The 17,594-nt window shown below is 64.9% G+C and carries 15 protein-coding genes; 8 read left to right on the top strand and 7 right to left on the bottom strand.

Going from position 1 to position 17,594, the window contains the following annotated elements; all coding sequences use genetic code 11:
• The 3 genes from UB31_RS26460 to UB31_RS26450 form a co-directional block, all read left to right on the top strand.
• The coding region (locus UB31_RS26460; RefSeq protein ID WP_045009670.1) for a transposase at nt 1-271 on the top strand (271 nt) is incomplete at its 5' end.
• A gap of 182 nt (nt 272-453) precedes the next feature.
• A complete protein-coding gene (locus UB31_RS26455) occupies nt 454-1,848 on the top strand; it encodes an MATE family efflux transporter (protein WP_045012967.1) in 1,395 nt (464 codons plus the stop codon).
• On the top strand, nt 1,845-2,333 hold the full coding sequence (locus tag UB31_RS26450; protein WP_045012966.1) for a DUF2867 domain-containing protein: 489 nt from the start codon (nt 1,845-1,847) through the stop codon (nt 2,331-2,333). Before UB31_RS26455 ends, UB31_RS26450 begins: the two co-directional genes overlap by 4 nt.
• A gap of 1 nt (nt 2,334) precedes the next feature.
• On the opposite strand, the gene UB31_RS26445 is transcribed toward UB31_RS26450, so the two are convergent.
• Nucleotides 2,335-3,450, bottom strand: a complete 1,116-nt coding sequence (locus UB31_RS26445; RefSeq protein WP_045013005.1) for an FUSC family protein — start codon at nt 3,448-3,450, stop codon at nt 2,335-2,337.
• Nucleotides 3,451-3,572: 122 nt separating this feature from the next.
• Here UB31_RS26445 and UB31_RS26440 point away from each other — a divergent pair, with 122 nt between their 5' ends.
• A complete protein-coding gene (locus tag UB31_RS26440) occupies nt 3,573-4,943 on the top strand; it encodes an MmgE/PrpD family protein (protein WP_045012965.1) in 1,371 nt (456 codons plus the stop codon).
• 4 nt (nt 4,944-4,947) lie between these two features.
• Here UB31_RS26440 and UB31_RS26435 read toward each other — a convergent pair whose 3' ends face one another.
• The 3 genes from UB31_RS26435 to UB31_RS26425 form a co-directional block, all read right to left on the bottom strand.
• Complete coding sequence (locus UB31_RS26435; protein ID WP_045012964.1) at nt 4,948-6,375, bottom strand: serine hydrolase domain-containing protein; 1,428 nt, start codon at nt 6,373-6,375, stop codon at nt 4,948-4,950.
• Nucleotides 6,376-6,501: 126 nt separating this feature from the next.
• Nucleotides 6,502-7,581: an AraC family transcriptional regulator gene (locus UB31_RS26430; RefSeq protein ID WP_045012963.1), complete on the bottom strand. Its 1,080-nt coding sequence runs from the start codon at nt 7,579-7,581 to the stop codon at nt 6,502-6,504.
• Nucleotides 7,582-7,634: 53 nt separating this feature from the next.
• A complete protein-coding gene (locus UB31_RS26425) occupies nt 7,635-8,207 on the bottom strand; it encodes a GNAT family N-acetyltransferase (RefSeq protein ID WP_045012962.1) in 573 nt (190 codons plus the stop codon).
• A 63-nt stretch (nt 8,208-8,270) separates the two neighbouring features.
• Between UB31_RS26425 and UB31_RS26420 the strand changes: the two genes are divergently transcribed.
• The 3 genes from UB31_RS26420 to UB31_RS26410 all read left to right on the top strand — a co-directional run bounded on the left by UB31_RS26420 (nt 8,271) and on the right by UB31_RS26410 (nt 12,733).
• Entirely contained in the window at nt 8,271-9,188 is a 918-nt protein-coding gene (locus tag UB31_RS26420) for a pirin family protein (RefSeq protein WP_045004966.1), read from the top strand.
• A gap of 78 nt (nt 9,189-9,266) precedes the next feature.
• A complete protein-coding gene (locus UB31_RS26415) occupies nt 9,267-10,181 on the top strand; it encodes a phosphoribosylaminoimidazolesuccinocarboxamide synthase (RefSeq protein WP_045004964.1) in 915 nt (304 codons plus the stop codon).
• Between the two features lie 335 nt (nt 10,182-10,516).
• Complete coding sequence (locus UB31_RS26410) at nt 10,517-12,733, top strand: SLC26A/SulP transporter family protein (protein ID WP_045013004.1); 2,217 nt, start codon at nt 10,517-10,519, stop codon at nt 12,731-12,733.
• Between the two features lie 170 nt (nt 12,734-12,903).
• Here UB31_RS26410 and UB31_RS26405 read toward each other — a convergent pair whose 3' ends face one another.
• The gene (locus UB31_RS26405; protein ID WP_045012961.1) at nt 12,904-14,397 is read right to left on the bottom strand and encodes an NAD-dependent succinate-semialdehyde dehydrogenase; all 1,494 of its coding nucleotides are present in this window, start codon (nt 14,395-14,397) and stop codon (nt 12,904-12,906) included.
• A gap of 122 nt (nt 14,398-14,519) precedes the next feature.
• Nucleotides 14,520-14,840, bottom strand: coding sequence for a hypothetical protein (locus tag UB31_RS26400; RefSeq protein WP_045004960.1), 321 nt, complete (start codon nt 14,838-14,840; stop codon nt 14,520-14,522).
• Nucleotides 14,841-15,190: 350 nt separating this feature from the next.
• Here UB31_RS26400 and UB31_RS26395 point away from each other — a divergent pair, with 350 nt between their 5' ends.
• On the top strand, nt 15,191-16,384 hold the full coding sequence (locus tag UB31_RS26395) for a serine hydrolase domain-containing protein (RefSeq protein ID WP_045012960.1): 1,194 nt from the start codon (nt 15,191-15,193) through the stop codon (nt 16,382-16,384).
• Between the two features lie 133 nt (nt 16,385-16,517).
• Here the strand turns inward: UB31_RS26395 and UB31_RS26390 are convergent, their stop codons facing one another.
• Nucleotides 16,518-17,519, bottom strand: coding sequence for an adenosine kinase (locus UB31_RS26390; RefSeq protein WP_045012959.1), 1,002 nt, complete (start codon nt 17,517-17,519; stop codon nt 16,518-16,520).
• Nucleotides 17,520-17,594: the final 75 nt, after the last annotated feature.

Raw genomic sequence — 17,594 nt, 5'->3', positions numbered from 1 at the left:
TGGCATCAAGGACCGCCTGATGCATCGGCCCAACAAGCATCATCCCGAACTGCCGCCGCGGCAGAAGCTGCGCAACAAACTAATCGCCAAGGTGCGCGCCGCCGTCGAGCGTCCGTACGCCGTGTTCAAGGAGCATTATGGTCTCCGGCGGATGCGCTTCTTCAACTTCGAGCGCAATCAGGTGCACATCGTGCTGGCCTGCTGCGCCTACAACCTACGGCGTGCGGCCGGCGCATTGGCCGCACAACGCCAGGAGTCCGTCTCCGCATGAAAAAACAGAGGACAACAGGGGATGAAATGAGCAAAATGCCGCTCACTGTAGCGGGCTGACATCAAAAAAGCCCGCGACGCACCTCAAGCGCCCGCTCGCCCCTCTGTGCAAAGCCCTCACAAGGGGAGAGGGGAAAAAGGCCGGGCCATGTTTTCGTCGCCGGGCCATGCTATTGACCCGCCATGCTCGACACCGCGCAACCTCATCCGCCGCCGCAAGCCGGCGTGCCGCAAAACCATCTCGCCGATGAATTCGTCGAGACGTTGCGGCTGGCCGTGCCGATGATGCTGACGCAGCTCGGGCAGATGGCGATGATGACGACTGATCTCGCGCTGATCGGCCGGCTCGGCGAGGATTCGGTCGCGGCTGCGGCACTTGCGCACACGGTCTATTTCGTCAGCTTCACCTTCGGGCTCGGTCTCGTCGTCGCGGTGTCGCCGCTGGCCGCACAGGCGTTTGGCGCCGGCGACGTCAGGCGCATGCGGCGCGCGCTGCGCGTCGGGTTGTGGGTTGCGCTGTTGATCTCGCTGCCGATGATGGCCTCGCCGCTCTATGGCGAGCACATTCTCTTGGCGCTCGGGCAGGCGCCGCAGTCCGCTGCATTGGCCCAGCATTATCTGAACGGGCTGGCCTGGGGGATCGCGCCGGCGCTCGGCTTCGTCGCGCTGCGCGGCCTGATGAGCGCGATGAACCGGCCGCTATCGCCGCTGTGGATCACGCTCGTAGCGATCCCCGCCAATGGCGCGCTGGTCTACGTTCTCTTGCACGGCCTGTTCGGGCTGCCGGAGCTCGGCCTGCTTGGCGCCGGCCTGGCGACCACGCTGGTCAATCTTGGTACCTTCGTCGCAGCGCTCGGCATCGTCGCATGGCGCAAGCCTTTTGCTGGCTATCGCCCGCTCGCCCATCTCTGGCGGATCGACTGGCCGCTGCTGCGCGAACTTATCGCGCTCGGTGCACCGATCTCGTTTTCGATGCTGATGGAATATGGGCTGTTCTCCTCGGCGGCGCTGCTGATGGGGCTGATCTCGACCACCGCGCTTGCCGCACATCAGATTGCGCTCCAGGTCACTGCCGTGCTGTTCATGGTCCCGCTCGGCATCGGGATGGCCGCAACCGTGCGGGTCGGTCACGCCGTCGGCCGCAACGAGCCGGCGGCCGTGCGGCGCGCGGGCCTCGTCGCCGCGCTGCTCGGGATCGCGTTCGTCTCGGCGCTGACGGTTGCCATTATCCTCGGCCGCTACGAGCTGGGGCGGCTGTTCTTCGGCAGCGGCGAGGCGAGTGCGGCGACCGTCGAGCTGACCGCGACGCTGCTCCTGGTCGGCGCCACCTTCTTCATCGCCGACGGCCTCCAGACCATCATGGGCGGCGCGCTGCGCGGCCTCAATGACACTCGGATGACACTGGTGTTCGCCGCCATCGGCTATTGGTGCGTCGCCTTCCCGATCGCCTGGGTATTGGCATTTCACGCCCATCTCGGCGCGGTCGGCGTCTGGATCGGGCTGTCGATCGGATCGTTCGTCTACGCAGGCCTGCTGATCTTGCGCTTCGGGATGCTGACGCGCAAGATCGCGGAATGACCGGATCCGTTCGCGAAGTCCCACCTGAGGTCGATGCCGGCACACTTCTGGCCGGCGCGCAGTTCATCGACGCCTTTCGCGTCGAGATCGGCACAACCCCCGTGAATGCGCGCGAGGCCTGCACAAGGATGGTGCTGCACGGGCCGCGCTGGGTCGATGCGCTGACACGCCTGCGCAACATTCTGGTGACGCCGTTCGGGCTGAAGACATCGGGCGAAGGCGCGCCGGCGCCCGGCGGCCTGATCGGCCTGTTTCCGGTGCTGAGCGAGACGCCGGAGCGGCTGGTCGCCGGCTTCGATGATTCTCATCTCGACTTCCGCATCGTGGTCAACGTTGCCGGCGACGCGACGCTCCGCCACGTCACCTTGACCACGCTGGTGCGGACCAACAATCTGCTGGGCCGGACCTACCTCGCGCTCATCACGCCCTTCCACAAGCTCGTAGCCCGCAGCATGATGGGGCGGATCGTGGAGCGGGCCCGCTAGCTCACTCCGCGATCTTCACCGGCCCGTCTGCCGTGGCCTCCGACCATTCACCGACGACGCGATCGAGATCGCAGAGATTCTGGTGCATCTGCTCCAACGAGAAGCCGAGGGCGAAGAAGCGCTCCGCGGTGTCGCCAGGATGGCCGCGGATCAGGCCGTCCTGGCGAACGGCTGCGACCGCCTCGGCGTAATGCTGGAGCGCGACGTGGACGGGATGGATCGGGGGCGCGCCGGCGCCGGCCCGGATCGCTTCCGCCGCCGACCGCAGGAAGCGCACGATCGCGGCGCTGACCTCCGCCAGCGGGCCTGCGAGCCTGATCTGCACATCAACCGGCAGCGGCACCACGGTCGAGCGGCCGATCATCACGACGTCATGGCGCAGCCGCAAGATGGTTCGCAGCAACGGGCCGGTATCCGGCCCGCCTGACAGGCGTGCGGCACGCTCGCGCTCGGCCTCGGCGCCGATGGTGTTAAGGCCAACCATCGCGGTGCCGATGCCGTCCTGGATCCGGTGCAGCGCGTCGTTATCGCGGCCGCGCGTCAAGCCTGCGAGCAGTTCGGTGAAGGCATCGGCGATCAATTCGAGCAGCTTCGCTGCGCTGGCGCGGATCTGCCCCACCGCGCGCGACGGCAGCACCAGGAACGAGACCAGCAGCCCGGTGATGGCGCCGACCGAGACCTCGCTGACACGATCGATCGCCGAGGCCATGGGATCGGCATGATGCATGGTCGGAAGCACGAGCACGATCACGGCCGTCACCGTCGCAGAGCTCAGGTTCGGATAAATCGATGCGATAAAGGCAAGTGGCGCCACGGCCAGCACCAGCAAACCCAGAAGACCCAGTTCGCCGGAATAGGGGATCAGGATTGCGATAGCGCCACCATAGATCGCGCCGCCGATCGTGCCGATCATGTAGTCGCGCGTCGCCTTCAGCGAGCGCCCGACGCTCATCTGGGTCACGATGATGGAGGTCAGGACGGCCCAGAGCGGCAACAACAGGTGCAGAGCGGTGGCAAGTGCATAGGCCCCCGTGGCCGCCACCGTGACCCGCACCGCCAACCCCAATTGCGTCTTTCGCGACCAGACCCGGTCGAACAGCCGTGTTGCGAGTGCCATCATCGAATGTCCGATCCAATCCTCGTCAGCCGACCAAAAGCATAGCTGATGCCCGTGTCCCCAAGGCCGCTTGAAAGGCCAAACCAGCCCGCCTAACTTGCCGGCCAAAACGAGGAAACACGATGGCCCACGAAACCGCAACGCTCGCCGCCTATGTCGCCAACCTGAAATTCGGGGATATTCCGGCGGAGGTGCTCGATCGCGCCAAAGTGCTGACGCTGGATTTCCTCGGCAGCGCCATCCGGGCCCGCAGCGAGGCGGAATCGACCCCTTCACTGCTGAAAATGCTCGAGGCGCTGGCGCTCGACACCAAGGGCGAGTCGACCGTGTTCGGCGACAGCAAGACCTGGACGCCGGCGGTCGCGGCATTGCTCAACGGCGCGCTCGGCCATTCCCTCGACTTCGACGATACCCATGCGGATTCCTCGCTGCATCCGAGTGCGCCCGTGGTTCCGGCGGCGTTCGCCGTCGGCGAGATGGTCGGCGCTTCGGGCCGCGACGTGCTGACCGCGATCGTCGCGGGCTATGAGGTCTGCTGCCGGCTCGGCAACGCGCTCGACCCGACCTCGCATTACGCGCGCGGCTTCCATCCGACCGCGACCGCCGGCACCTATGGCGCAGCGGCCGCCGCTGGCAAACTGTTCGGCCTGTCCGAGCCACAGCTCATCGCCGCCTTCGGCGTCGCCGGCAGCCAGGCCGCGGGCTCGCTGCAATTCCTGATGAACGGCGCCTGGAACAAGCGCTACCAGGTCGGCGCCGCCGCCATGAACGGCGTGATCGCCGCGACGCTCGCGCGCAACGATTTCGTCGGCGCGACGGAATCGATCGAGGGCAAGCACGGCCTGCTCGCCGGCTACACCGACGATGCACATCCAGACAAGGCGGTGGCCGGGCTCGGCAAGACCTACGAGACCATGAAGATCGGCGTCAAACCGTATCCGAGCTGCCGCTACACCCATGCCGCGATCGACGCGCTGATCGCGATGCGGCGCGAGCACAATCTGACGCCGGATCAGGTCAAGCGCGTCGAAATCGGCCTGCATCGCAACGGCATCACGCTGACCGGTGACGCCGCGACCAAGCGGCATCCGACCTCGATCGTCGGCGGCCAGTTCTCGATGTTCTTTACCGGCGCGCTCGCGCTCGACCAGGGCTCATTCGGCTGGGACGATTACATCCGTCTCGGCGATGCCGCGATCGACGCGCTCGCCGACAAGTTCGACGTGGTGCAGGACGACCGGCTCGAGGTCGGCCGCACCCATCCGTTCGGCGCGCGCGTCAGCATCACCACCGACGACGGCGTGCACGAGCGGCTCTACGCCGATCCTTCCGGCGAGCCGGCATCGTTCCCCGATGCGCAGGCGATGCAGCAGAAATTTTTGACGCTGGCACGGCCGGTGCTGAACGCGCGCGCCGATAAGTTCGCGGATGCGATCATGACGCTGGAGCGGTTCGATCGCGTGGCGAAGGCGACGGAGCTGGGACGGCAGTAGCCGCCTAGTTCGCTCCCGCCATCTTCCCCTTCTCGCGCGTCGCTGCGACCACATCCCGCACCAGATCGAACACGCCATCCGCTTCCGGCGGCCAGTTCGGCGAGCGGCCGAGCCGCACGATCACCAGATGCTCCGACGGAATCACGATCGTGTATTGCCCGATCGTGCCCTTGGCGAAAAAGGCATCGCGCGGCCAGCCGTGCTCCACACGAAACTTCGCGCCAAAGCTGTCGCCCTGATTGGTCCAGAAGCCGGCGCCGATGCCGACCCACGCGTTGGGCGTCGCCGTCGCCGAGTAGCTCACCCACCCCTCGGGCAGGATGCGCTTGCCGCCGGCGACGCCGTCGTTGAGAAAGAGCTGGCCGAAGCGCGCCCAGTCGCGCGCGGATGCGAGCATTTCGCTGGAGCCCTCGATCGTGCCGGCGCCATCGAGCTGGAGCGTGACGTTGTTCATGCCGAGCGGCGCAAACAATTCGCGGCGCGCGAAGGCAAGTGCATCGGCGGGCTTGCCGCCGGCGGCGTTGCGGATCAGATGCGCGAGAATAAGGAAGTTGCCGTCGTGATAATTCCACACCGTGCCGGGTGCGGTCGCAAGCGGCATGCTCGCGGCATAGGCGGCCATATCATCCTCGGCGAATTTCATGGTGTTGACCGGCTCGAGTGCCGAACCGAGCGAGGCTTCCAACGAGCTTCCGAGCGCAATGCCTGCGGTGTGACGCAGCAACTGGTCGACAGTGATGGCATGGCGCGGATCATCAGGATTTTGCCAAGCGGCAATTGGCGCGGGCCCATCGAGCTTCAACTTGCCCTGGCGCACGAGAATGCCTGTCAGCGCCGACATCACCGACTTCGTCATGGAGAAGCCGAGCAGCTGCGTCTCCGGCCCGACACCATCAGCGTAGCGCTCGGCAACGACGCGCCCGGCCTTCATGACAACGATCGCGCGGGTGCGGCGATAAGGCGGTTGCGCGGGCTCGGCGAAAGCGCGGTCGAGCGCGGCGGACAGCCCCTCGCTTTGCGGCGGCACGAGTCCCGGGCCGGCGATCTCGGGGAGCAACGCCGGCTGTTTATCATCAGGCGGCAACGCGACTTCGGCGATCCCCTGGCCGTGCTCGAGCGTGCAGCCAAGCCCCTCGCGATAGACGGCATGGCTGCGGCCGATGCCGAACAGCGTCACTGTGACATCCTTGCGCGCGCGATCGACCTGGTAGTCCATCGCCCAGGTCAGCAGACCGACGCCCGGCATCGCATGGGTGGTCTCGACGAGGTCGCGCCGGGGATCGAGGCCGGAGACGAAAGTTTCCGAGCAGAGCACGTCGGCGATGAAGCCGGTGGCGACTTTCGGCACGTCGCGGGCCCGCGCCGCGCCGAGCGCAAGGCCGGCACAGATGATGGTGGTGGTGAGGAGGATGATCTTGCGGCGGCGGGTCACGGGCTTCTCCGGGCTTCGAGGACGTGCCGAGAGAAAGCCGGAGTGGCCTGATGAGCGCTCGCCGGATTTGAAAGCGAGCTCGCCGAAACTGCGCAGCGGTTCGCCGATTCTGAAATTATCCAGTTTTTACAATTGATTACAGGGTAAGATAGCGTCAACCCTGAGCCGCCGATATTCGGTCGGCGTCACGCCCGTCACCGCCTTGAAGGCGCGGTTGAAGGGGCCGAGCGACTGGAAGCCGGCGTCCATCGCGATGGTGATGACGGGGACCTCGGCCTGGGTGGGATCCGCGAGCGCGGCCTTGGCCTCCTCGATCCGGTGATTGTTCAGAAACACATTGAAGTTGCGATAGCCGAGCCGCTGGTTGATCAACCGGCGCAGCCGGTATTCGGGAATCTTCAAACGGCCCGCCAGCACGCCGATGGTGATGTTCTCCTGACGATAGATCCGCTCATCCGCCATCAGCCGCATCAAGGCGTCGATGAGCTTTTGATCGGCGGCATCATCGGCCGCAGGCTGACTGAAAACAATCGGCGGTGCGGGCTCCGCCGCGGCCGGAAACAGATCCGCCCCGTCAACGCGCATCATGGCATAGACCATCGCAGCGACGGTGCAGGCGAGCACGCCGGCATTGATGGTTTCGGCGACATCGCCGACGTGGTGCCCGGCGACGGCGATCTGGAGCACTGCGTTCAGCCCGCCATAGAGCGCGGTTGCGCAGACGATGAAGACGCGAGCGCTGCGGCGGCGCTCGACCAGGTCGGCCGGCCAGGAGGCGATCGTTTGCCCAACCGCAAGCGCGATGAAACCGAGCACGATCAGATTGACCACCGTCACCGAGAACCGCACATGGCCGCTGGGTGCAATCCAGACGCAGCCTGCGAAGCTGAAGGCCGTCACCAGCGCCCAGACCGATCCGTGCCACCAGCGGAGGTGAAACTCGTCGTCGAACAGGGAGCGTGTGAACAGCCAGAACACCACGATGCTGCCGGTCGACAACGCGATCAGCGGTGCATGCAAGAGCGGGATCCGCGACGTGACATCCAACGAATAGCTCGCCGCATGCGCGGCCGAGCTGAGCGCGAAGGCCGCGCCGAGCCGGGCCGCGAGCACATTGCGGAAATCGGAGACCAATGACGCCGCCAGCACCAGCAGCAGCGCGACGCTGGCGGCGCGAAAGGCGAGTTCGAGATTGGTCAGCAGCATTCTGTCGGTCCGCTTCGTCGGTGCCGCGAATTTAAGTCAGATCGGACATCGATTCAATTTCGCCTCGCCCACGAAGCCCGCGACGTGATCCAGGCGTCGGCAGGCTTGTCGAACAGTTCGATCTCGCGATCCTTCCGGGCTCCGAGGCTGCGAGCCACGGCCTGCGACGGCGCATTCGTGCTTTCGATACAGTGCAAGATGTCGTCGACCTCAAAACTGTCGAACGCCCAGTCGATCGAGGCGCGGGCCGCTTCCACCGCATAGCCCTTGCCGCGAAACTCCTTGGCGATGCCCCAGCCGACCTCGAAGCCGGGCCAGCCCGGCGGGCACCACGGGCCGACCCGCCCGACATAATGTCCGCTCGATTTCTCTTCGACCGCGAACAAGCCGAAGCCATGGAGCGCCCAATGCCCGGCCATCACCGCCGCGTTGCGCCAGCCGGCAATCTCAGTGGTGACCGGTTTGCCGTCTGCCGCAATGAAACGCGCCGTGTCCGGGTCGCTCAGCATCACGGAATTGGGAGCAATGTCGTTGGCGCACCATGGGCGCAGAATCAGGCGTTCTGTCTCGATTCTGGGGCCGGACACCTGCAACAGCCTGGCGCCAGGCTTGAGCGGCGGAATCATCGGTCTCCTCCCGTTTCCAACATTTTCTGCTACGATCATACCAGCAAGAAACAGGAGTCCACCATGAGCTGGCAGCCCTCCAACGATCCCGTGCTCGGCGATCCCATGTCCTGCGACGCGCTCGATATCGTCATCGTGCCGCGCACCCGCGATCTCGGCGACGGATTCGTGGTGCGGCGGGCGCTGCCGCACGGCAAGCGACAGATGGTCGGGCCCTTCATTTTCTTCGATCATTTCGGCCCGGTGCAGTTCGTCTCCGGCAAGGGCATGGACGTGCGGCCGCATCCGCATATCGGGCTCGCCACCGTCACCTATCTCTTTGACGGCTCGATCATGCACCGCGACAGCGAGGGCAACGTCTGCGAAATCCAGCCCGGCGCAATGAACCTGATGACTGCCGGGCGCGGCATCGCTCATTCCGAGCGCACGCCGGACACGCAGCGCGCATCGGGCCAGCAGATGCTCGGCCTGCAAAGCTGGATTGCGCTGCCGGCCGGATCGGAGGAGATCGCACCGTCGTTCCAGCATTACGGCGCAGGCGATCTGCCGATGATCTCCGAGCGCGACTTTACCGCGCGGGTGATCGCGGGCTCCGCCTTCGGCATCACCTCGCCGGTGTCGATGGTATCGCCCTGGTTCTATACCGAGGTCACGGCCGTGGCGGGCGCGAGCGTGCCGCTCGATCCTGATCATGAGGAACGCGCGATCTATGTCGTCGACGGCGAGGTCGAGATCGCGAACGAGCGCTACGAGGGGCCGCGGCTGCTGATCTTCCGCCCCGGCGACCGCATCACCGTGAAAGCGATCAAGGCCACGCGGATGATGTTTCTCGGCGGCGATGCATTGGAAGGCCCGCGCCACATCTGGTGGAATTTCGTCTCTTCCAGCAAGGAGCGGATCGAGCAGGCCAAGCAGGACTGGAAAACCGGCCGCTTCGCCGCGGTTCCGCAGGAACATGAGTTCATTCCGCTGCCGGAATAGGCTAATCCGGTTTCAGCCGTGCGATCGGGCACGGCTGAAATCTCCTGCCTGAAGGCCTTGCCTGCGAAAGATTTGCCGATGACCACCATGCTCTCCAGCGACCTGCCGCTCCCCAAAATCGGGCGCGGCAAGGTGCGCGATATCTACGCCGTCGATGACGACCGCCTGCTGCTGGTCACCACCGACCGTATCAGCGCCTTCGACGTCGTCATGGGCGAGACCATCCCGATGAAGGGCGCGGTGCTGACCCAGATCAGTGCGTTCTGGTTCGGAGAGCTCGAAGGCGTGGTGCCGCATCACATGATCAGCGCCGACACCGACGAGATCATCGCGGCCGTGCCGGCGCTCAAGGCCCACCGAGCCGAGATTCTCGGCCGCGCCATGCTCTGCCGCCGCACCACCGTGTTCCCGATCGAATGCGTCATCCGCGGCTATCTCTCCGGCTCGGCCTGGAAGGAATATGCCGGCTCCGGCACGCTCGCCGGCGAGAAGCTGAAAGCGGGTCTGGTCGAGAGCGAGAAGCTTGAGCCCGCGATCTTCAGCCCGGCGACCAAGGCCGAGACCGGCCATGACGAAAACATCACGATTGCGCAAATGCGCAAGGTGGTCGGCGACGAATTCGCCTACACGCTCGAGAGCATGACGCGCGCGGTCTACACGCTCGGCGAGGAGCTCGCACGCGAGCAGGGCATCATCATTGCGGACACCAAGTTCGAGTTCGGCCGCGACAAGGACGGCCGCATCATCCTGATCGACGAGGTGATGACGCCGGACAGTTCCCGCTTCTGGGCGGTCGATGCCTACAAGCCCGGCCAGCCGCAGGCGAGCTTCGACAAGCAGCCGCTGCGCGACTATCTCGACGTCGAACGCCACGCCGGCCGCTGGAACGGCGACGCCCCGCCGCCGCCATTGCCTGCAAGCGTGGTGGACGCGACCAGCAAGCGATATCTGGAGGCGTATCGGCGGGTGACGGGGACAGAGCTGAAGATTTAGCAAGGCCGTTTATCGTCGTCCCGGCGAAGGCCGGGACCCATACCGCGAGGTCCATCGACCGCGGATGATGCTAATCCCGAACTGCTAGTCTTCGCCAAACGTCTCCCTGTGGTTATGGGTCCCGGCCTTCGCCGGGACGACACTGAATGTGCAGCCAATGCTGCTGCGTCACCCATCCACCCGCCGCATATGATTGCCCATTCACACGCCACAGGCCGCATCCTCACCGGATGCCCGAAAACTGTCGGCTATCTCATACTTGCAAGAATCCTGTTGCGCTAAGCTCGCAGTCGTCTACCTCTCGGGCGGGAATTTTCATGAGCGAGTGTCAGGGCGTGACAGATCCGGCAATTGGCTTCGATCCGGTCACCAGGGTTAGTCCGTCACTCAAGCGTGCGCTGAACGATATCCTGGGCGGAACCGCCGCCAGCGTCCTTACCGTTACGTTCGGGCTGTCCTATGCGCTGCTGATTTTCGCCGGCCCGCTCTCGCCCTATCTGTCCTACGGGATCACAGCGACCTTTGTCAGCTCCGCGGTGCTCGCGGTCGTCATCGGGCTCGGCAGCTCCCTGCCTTTCGCGATCGCTGCCCCCGACAGCTCGACCGCCGCCGTCACCGGAATTCTGGCGGCCTCGCTGGTCGAGCACGTTGAGGCGGCCAATCTGTCGGCGCCACTGCTCGCGCCGGTCCTGATCACGCTCGGCCTGTCGACTGTGCTGACCGGGATAGCGCTGTGCGGATTGGGGCTGACGCGGATGGGCCGCGCCATCCGCTACGTGCCTTATCCCGTGGTCGGCGGCTTCCTCGGCGCGACCGGCCTCTTGATTGTGATGGGCGCGATCCGCGTCATCACCGATCACCCCATGCAGTTCGCAACAATGCTGCGCTTCACCAACGGCACCACGCTGTCAGAGCTTGGCGCGGCCTGTGCGATGGCCATGGTGCTGTATTTGACCTGGCATCGCTCGCGCAGCCCATTCGGATTGCCGATCATTCTGGTCGGCGGCGTGCTCACGGCGCATGTGGCGTTCTGGATCTCCGGCATCTCGCCGGAGGCGGCGCGCGCCCTGGGCTGGACCTTCCAGCCTCCCCCGCCGGCGGCGTTCATGCTGCCATGGCACATTGACGATCTCGCCCAATATCCCTGGTCCACTGTGCCGGATCTGCTCGGCAACGTCGTCGCCGTCATCTTCGTCACGGCGTCGAGCACGCTGTTCAACACCACGGGGATCGAGGTCGCCGTACATCGCGAAGCCAATCTGGAGCGCGAGCTGAACGTCACGGGCGCAGCCAACATCCTGACCGGTGCGCTCGGCGGCTATGCCGGCTGCATTTCGGTCAGCCGCTCGGTCCTCAATTTCTCCAGCGGCGGCCGCGGACGGCTGTCGGGCCTCACCGGCGCGGCGCTGTCGCTGCTGATGCTGGCAATCGCGCCCGAACTGCTCGGCTTCATCCCGAAATTCGTTCTCGGCGGCCTTCTGCTCTATCTCGGCGCCGACCAGCTCCATAAATGGATCATCGAGTCGCGCAAGCGGCTGTCGAAGCTTGAATATCTGTCGCTGGTCGCCATCATCGCGATCATCGTCATCTGGGGCTTCGTGCCAGGCATCCTGATCGGCGTGATCATCGGCTGCGCGACCTTTGCGTTCAGCGCGGCGCGGGTCGAATCGATCAAATACAGTTTTGACGGCGCCGAATATCGCTCATCGCTCGACCGCTCGCGCGACGACCAGGAGGTGCTGCTGGCCCATGGCGGCAAGATCCAGGGCCTCAACCTCCAGAGCTATCTGTTCTTCGGCTCCGCCAACCGGCTCTACCAGCACGTCAAGCAGTTGCTCCAGGAGCGCCCGGAATGCCGCTACCTTCTGTTCGACTTCAAGCTCGTCACCGGCGTCGACTCCTCGGCTGCCTATAGTTTCGCGCAGATCAAGCGCAGCGCAGGTGACCTCGGCGTCGAGCTCATTCTGGTGCATCTTTCGGCCGCGGCCGAGAAGGTGCTGCACTCCAGCGATTTCATCGGCGACGGCGCCACCCTCATTCCCGAGCTCGATCGTGCGCTGGAATGGTGCGAGAACGAGCTCATTTCGCAGCATCAGGGGCTGGCCCAGGAAACGGCCAGTCTGCGCGACTGGTTCACGGGGATTCTCGACAGCGAGGACGACGCCGACGAGCTGATCCGCCGCTGCCAGCGTCTCGAGGTCGAGGCTGGCGACATCATCGTGCGGGCCGGCGATCCCGCAGATTCCATGCACTTCATCCTCGACGGCCGCGTCGGCATCATGGTCCCGGCCGAGGACGACCGCACCACGCGCGTGCGCAGCTTGGGGCGCTACACCACGATCGGCGAGATGGGCCTGGTGTCGCAGACCCCGCGCAGCGCCACCATCCAGGCCGAGGTCGACAGCGTGCTCTACGTGCTGAACACGCTCCAGTTCGACGCCATCAAGGAAGAAGACCCCGCGCTCAGTCATAAGCTGCTGACTTACTTTGTTTCGGTCATGGCCGAGCGGCTGACGTTTGCGAACCGAACAATTGCGGTGTTGCGGCGGTAGCGACTGCGTAGCCCGGATGGAGCGCAGCGCAATCCGGGGTCGTGCCACAAGCGACAGAGGCCCCGGATTGCGCTGCGCTCCATCCGGGCTACGAAACTGAGGCGAACATCATGCGCCACAAACTCCAATGTCGTCCTGGCGAAAGCCAGGACGACCAGGGAGGTCGGCCCTTACACCCCTGCCATCATCACGTATTTGATCTCGACATATTCTTCCATGCCGTGACGCGAGCCTTCGCGTCCCAGGCCGCTTTCCTTGACGCCGCCGAAGGGCGCGACTTCGGTGGTGATCAGGCCGGTGTTAACGCCGACCATGCCGGATTCCAGCGCTTCGGCGACGCGCCAGACTCGGCCGAGGTCGCGGGAGTAGAAATAGGAGGCGAGACCGAACGGCGAGGCGTTGCACAACGCGACGACGTCGGCTTCATCCTTGAAGCGAATCACCGGCGCGAGCGGACCGAACGTCTCTTCATGCGCCACCAGTGAGTCCGGCTTGACGTCGGCGAGCACGGTCGGCTCGAAGAAGGAGCGTCCGAGCTCGCTACGCTTGCCGCCGGTGACGATCTTGGCGCCGCGCTTGACGGCATCCGCGATGTGGCGCTCGACCTTGTCGACCGCTTTCAAATTGATCAGCGGGCCCTGCGTGACGCCGCTCTCGGTGCCGTCGCCGATCTTCATCGCCGCGACCTTTGCCGACAGCTTCTTGACGAACTCGTCGTAGATCTTGTCCTGGGCGTAGAGGCGGTTGGCGCAGACGCAGGTCTGGCCCATGTTGCGGTACTTCGAGACGATCGCGCCTTCGACCGCCGCATCGATATCGGCGTCGTCGAACACCACGAACGGCGCATTGCCGCCGAGCTCGAGGCCAAGCCGCTTCACGCCAACGGAGGCCTGCTGGTAGAGAATCTTGCCGACGGCGGTCGAGCCGGTGAAGCCGACGAAGCGCACCGCCGGATGCTCGCACAGCACCTTGCCGATCGGTGGGGCATCGCCGGTGATGATGTTGAACACACCCTTGGGCACACCGGCTTTCTCCGCGAGGGTGGCGAGTGCGAGCGCCGAGAGCGGTGTCTCGTTGGCGGGCTTGAGTACCACGGTGCAGCCGGCAGCTAACGCCGGCGAAACCTTTCGCGTGATCATCGAGTTCGGGAAATTCCACGGCGTGATGGCGCCGCAGACGCCGATCGGCTGCTTGATCGCGAGCAGGCGCGCGTCGGGCCGCTGGGTCGGGATGGTCTCGCCATAGACCCGACGGGCCTCTTCCGCGAAAAACTCGACATAGGCGCCGCCGATATCGACCTCGCCGAGCGCCTCGGAGAGCGGCTTGCCCTGCTCGGAGGTGAGGATCAGCGCGAGGTCCTCGCGGTTGGCGATGATCAGCTCAAACCATTTACGCAAAATGTTGGAGCGCTGCTTGGCGGTGTGCTTGGCCCAGGCCGGAAACGCGCGCTCGGCGGCCTCGACCGCCTTGGTTGTCTCCTCCGCACCAAGCTGCGGGACTTTCGCGAGCTCGACGCCGGTGGCGGGATTGTTGACGGCAAAGACGGGCGTGCCGACCCAGGCGCCATCGATGTAACAGGCCTCCTTGAGCAGCGAGGGGTCCTTCAGCCGGTCGCGCAGGGTGGCGGTCGTGTGCTGGGCGCGTGCGGCGGCGGTCGGGGTCATGGCTTTGCTCCTCGGACGATCAATTGCGGGCGATCGAATTGGCCGGAATATAGTAGCAGACGGTGCACAATGCACCGTCCCGCAACGCACATCTGCCGGGAGTTAAATTCGGAGCTGGAAGGTTACGCCGCGCCACTCATATAGGTCTCGCGCCGGCCAATCATGCGCTCGGCTGCCGCCTTGGCGTCGGCCTTCGAGGAGGTCGCGCAGGTGCGGTATTCGAGAGCGGGGGCATCGGAGGTGTCGCGGCGACCGAACCACGACTTCGAGCCGACCGGCAGCAGCGCCAGGGCCTGCGCCAGATTGTCGACCGCGCCGAACGAATAGAGCGCGCCGGTGCCGGCGATGCGGACCTCATAAATGCCGGGCGCGATCGGCGCCTCGAGGTTGTCGCCCCGTCCGGGACGGGGATAGCGCTTCCATTCGCTCCAGGTGGAAATCATCAGAGGTCCCCTCGCGGCCGATCGGCGGCCGCCAAATTTGTATCAAGTCTTCATCTATTCTTGGCGCCAGCCGCCGATTGGGCCGAGAGCTGAACGCCGCAACGCACAAAATGTTTCAAGTGCTTCAAACACCCGAAACATATCGCCTGAGCCCATCCGCGGTCACGGCGAAGTGCGGCCATCCACCGCAGATTGCGATGAAGTGTTGCAATTCAGTCGTCCCGTGTGGAGGACGGACCGTCAAGTCACGACATCGCGACCGAAGCGTGCACATCGTCACGCTTGCCGCGCAGCGGGAGCGGGAGGACAATCGATCGCTTCCAACAATAATCAAACCGGAGGAAACGCGTATGCAAAGCAAAGCCCAGATCGACGAGATTCTGCGCAAGACAAGCGACGCCAAGGAGATTCCCGGCGTCGTCGCAATCGCCGCCAGCGGTAACGACGTGCTGTATCAGGGCGCGTTCGGCAAGCGCGATCTGTCCAAGCCCGATGCGATGACGCCGGATAGCGTGTTCTGGATCGCATCGATGACCAAGGCGGTGACATCAGCGGGCGCCATGCAACTGGTCGAGCAGGGCAAGCTCTCGCTCGATGCTCCGATCGGATCGCTGCTGCCCGATCTCGCCAAGCCGCAAGTGCTTGACGGCTTCGACGCCAAGGGCGAACCAAAGCTGCGGCCGGCGAAGGGGCCGATCACGCTGCGCCAGCTCATGACCCACACCGCCGGCTTCGCCTACAACATGTGGAACGGCGATCTCGCGGTCTATCTGGAGAAGACCGGCATCCCGGCGATCACCACCTGCCAGAACGCCGCGCTGAAGACCCCGATCATGACCGATCCCGGGACGCGTTGGGAATACGGCACCAATATCGATTTCGTCGGCAAGGCCGTGGAAGCCGTCAGCGGCAAGCGGCTCGACGCTTATCTGCGTGACAATCTCTTTGCGCCGCTCGGCATGAGCGACACCGGGTTCAAGATCACCGACAACATGCGCAAGCGCCTGGTCGGCATGCATGCGCGCGGCGAGGACGGCCAGCTCGCCGCGATCCCGTTCGAGCTCGAGCAGGAGCCGGAATTCCACATGGGTGGCGGCGGCCTCTATTCGACCGCGGCCGACTACATCAAGTTCACCCAGATGGTTTTGAACAAGGGCCGCGGCAACGGCAACCAGGTGCTCAAGGCCGAGACGGTCGCCACGATGGGTCAGAACCAGATGGGCGATCTCAACATGACCAAGCTGGCGACGGCCGCGCCGATCTACACCAACGACGTCGATCTCTATCCGGATCAGGTCAAGAAGTGGGGCCTCAGCTTCATGATCAACACCGCCAAGACCGCGGAAGGCCGCAGCGCCGGCAGCCTCGCCTGGGCGGGCCTCGCCAACACTTATTACTGGATCGACCCTGCGCGCAACGTCACCGGCGTGATCCTGATGCAGCTGTTGCCGTTCGCGGATGGAAAGTGCCTTGAGGCATTCGCGGGATTCGAGCGCGGGGTTTATGCCGGGCTCGATGCGGGGAAGGGGCAGAAGGCGGCGTAGTTGCCGCCCCTCTTCATCACACAACGACTGTCATTCCCCGCGAAAGCGGGGAATCCAGTACGCCGCGGCGTCTCGATAAACCACTGACGTCTCGGCGTACTCGATCGCATCAAGCCGGGCGATGACGGCGGAGTTAAACCGTCAGCCCGCGCTGCTGAGCCAATTCCTTCAGCGACACCTGCGGGCGTGCGCCGATGTGCTGGATCACTTCGGCGGCGGCAAGCGCACCGAGCTCGCCGCACTGCTTGTGCGACAGATCGCGCGAGAGACCGTACAGGAAGCCGGCAGCGAAGAGATCGCCGGCGCCGGTGGTGTCCACCAGCTTCGCGATCGGTGACGCCGGAGCGGAGACGGCATCAGTCGGCGTCACCACCACGCAGCCCTTTTCGCTACGGGTGACCACGCCAAGCTTGACGTCGTTGCGCAGCTGCTTCAGCGCCGTGTCGAAGTCCGAGCTCATGTAGAGCGAAGTCAGCTCCGATTCGTTGGCGAATACGATGTCGACGGTGCCGTTGCGCATCAGCGCCACGAACTCGTCGCGATAGCGATCGACGCAGAAGGAATCCGACAACGTCAGCGCCACCTTGCGCTTGGCATCATGGGCGATCTTGGCCGCCTTGAGGAAGGCGTCCTTGGCGTCCTTGGGGTCCCAGAGATAGCCCTCGAGATAGACGATGCCAGCGCCCGCGATCTCGGCCGGGTCGATATCGGCCGGCGACAAATCCTGCGCCGCACCGAGATAGGTGTTCATGGTGCGCTCGCCGTCACCCGTGACCAGGATGTAGGAGCAGCCGGTGGCGGGGCCGTCCTTGGCGGCGGGCGTGTTGAAGGCGACGCCGGCGGCGCGGATGTCATGGACATAGAGCTTGCCGATCTGGTCGTCCTTGACCTTGCCGACATAGGCCGCGCGTGCCCCCAGGCTGCCGATGCCGACGATGGTGTTGGCGGCCGAGCCGCCCGAGACTTCCGTCGCCGGGCCCATGTCCTTGTAGATGGCGGCGGCCCGCGCCTCGTCGATCAGGGACATGCTGCCCTTGGCCATGCCGTGCTTGGCGAGAAAAGCCTCATCGGTCCGGACCAGCACGTCGAACAGCGCGTTGCCGATCCCGAGAACGTCATATTTCACGTCAGCCATTCACCTTGATCCTGTTGCCGGATTGCGATCCCTGCGGAAATCCGCTTCCTGTCGGCCTGAAATCTGGCTCGCGGC

The organism is Bradyrhizobium sp. LTSP849 (assembly GCF_000938255.1).
Classification (GTDB): domain Bacteria; phylum Pseudomonadota; class Alphaproteobacteria; order Rhizobiales; family Xanthobacteraceae; genus Bradyrhizobium.
The sequence above is the reverse complement of the archived record's forward strand: the minus strand, read 5'-3'. Positions and strand labels throughout refer to the sequence as shown.

Bases quoted from the DNA above. Each gene is read 5' to 3' on its own strand.
- UB31_RS26455 (WP_045012967.1), top strand. From the start codon at position 454: ATGCTCGACACCGCGCAACCTCATCCGCCGCCGCAAGCCGGCGTGCCG.
- UB31_RS26450 (WP_045012966.1), top strand. From the start codon at position 1,845: ATGACCGGATCCGTTCGCGAAGTCCCACCTGAGGTCGATGCCGGCACA.
- UB31_RS26445 (WP_045013005.1), bottom strand. From the start codon at position 3,450: ATGGCACTCGCAACACGGCTGTTCGACCGGGTCTGGTCGCGAAAGACG.
- UB31_RS26440 (WP_045012965.1), top strand. From the start codon at position 3,573: ATGGCCCACGAAACCGCAACGCTCGCCGCCTATGTCGCCAACCTGAAA.
- UB31_RS26430 (WP_045012963.1), bottom strand. From the start codon at position 7,581: ATGCTGCTGACCAATCTCGAACTCGCCTTTCGCGCCGCCAGCGTCGCG.
- UB31_RS26425 (WP_045012962.1), bottom strand. From the start codon at position 8,207: ATGATTCCGCCGCTCAAGCCTGGCGCCAGGCTGTTGCAGGTGTCCGGC.
- UB31_RS26420 (WP_045004966.1), top strand. From the start codon at position 8,271: ATGAGCTGGCAGCCCTCCAACGATCCCGTGCTCGGCGATCCCATGTCC.
- UB31_RS26415 (WP_045004964.1), top strand. From the start codon at position 9,267: ATGACCACCATGCTCTCCAGCGACCTGCCGCTCCCCAAAATCGGGCGC.
- UB31_RS26405 (WP_045012961.1), bottom strand. From the start codon at position 14,397: ATGACCCCGACCGCCGCCGCACGCGCCCAGCACACGACCGCCACCCTG.
- UB31_RS26400 (WP_045004960.1), bottom strand. From the start codon at position 14,840: ATGATTTCCACCTGGAGCGAATGGAAGCGCTATCCCCGTCCCGGACGG.
- UB31_RS26395 (WP_045012960.1), top strand. From the start codon at position 15,191: ATGCAAAGCAAAGCCCAGATCGACGAGATTCTGCGCAAGACAAGCGAC.
- UB31_RS26390 (WP_045012959.1), bottom strand. From the start codon at position 17,519: ATGGCTGACGTGAAATATGACGTTCTCGGGATCGGCAACGCGCTGTTC.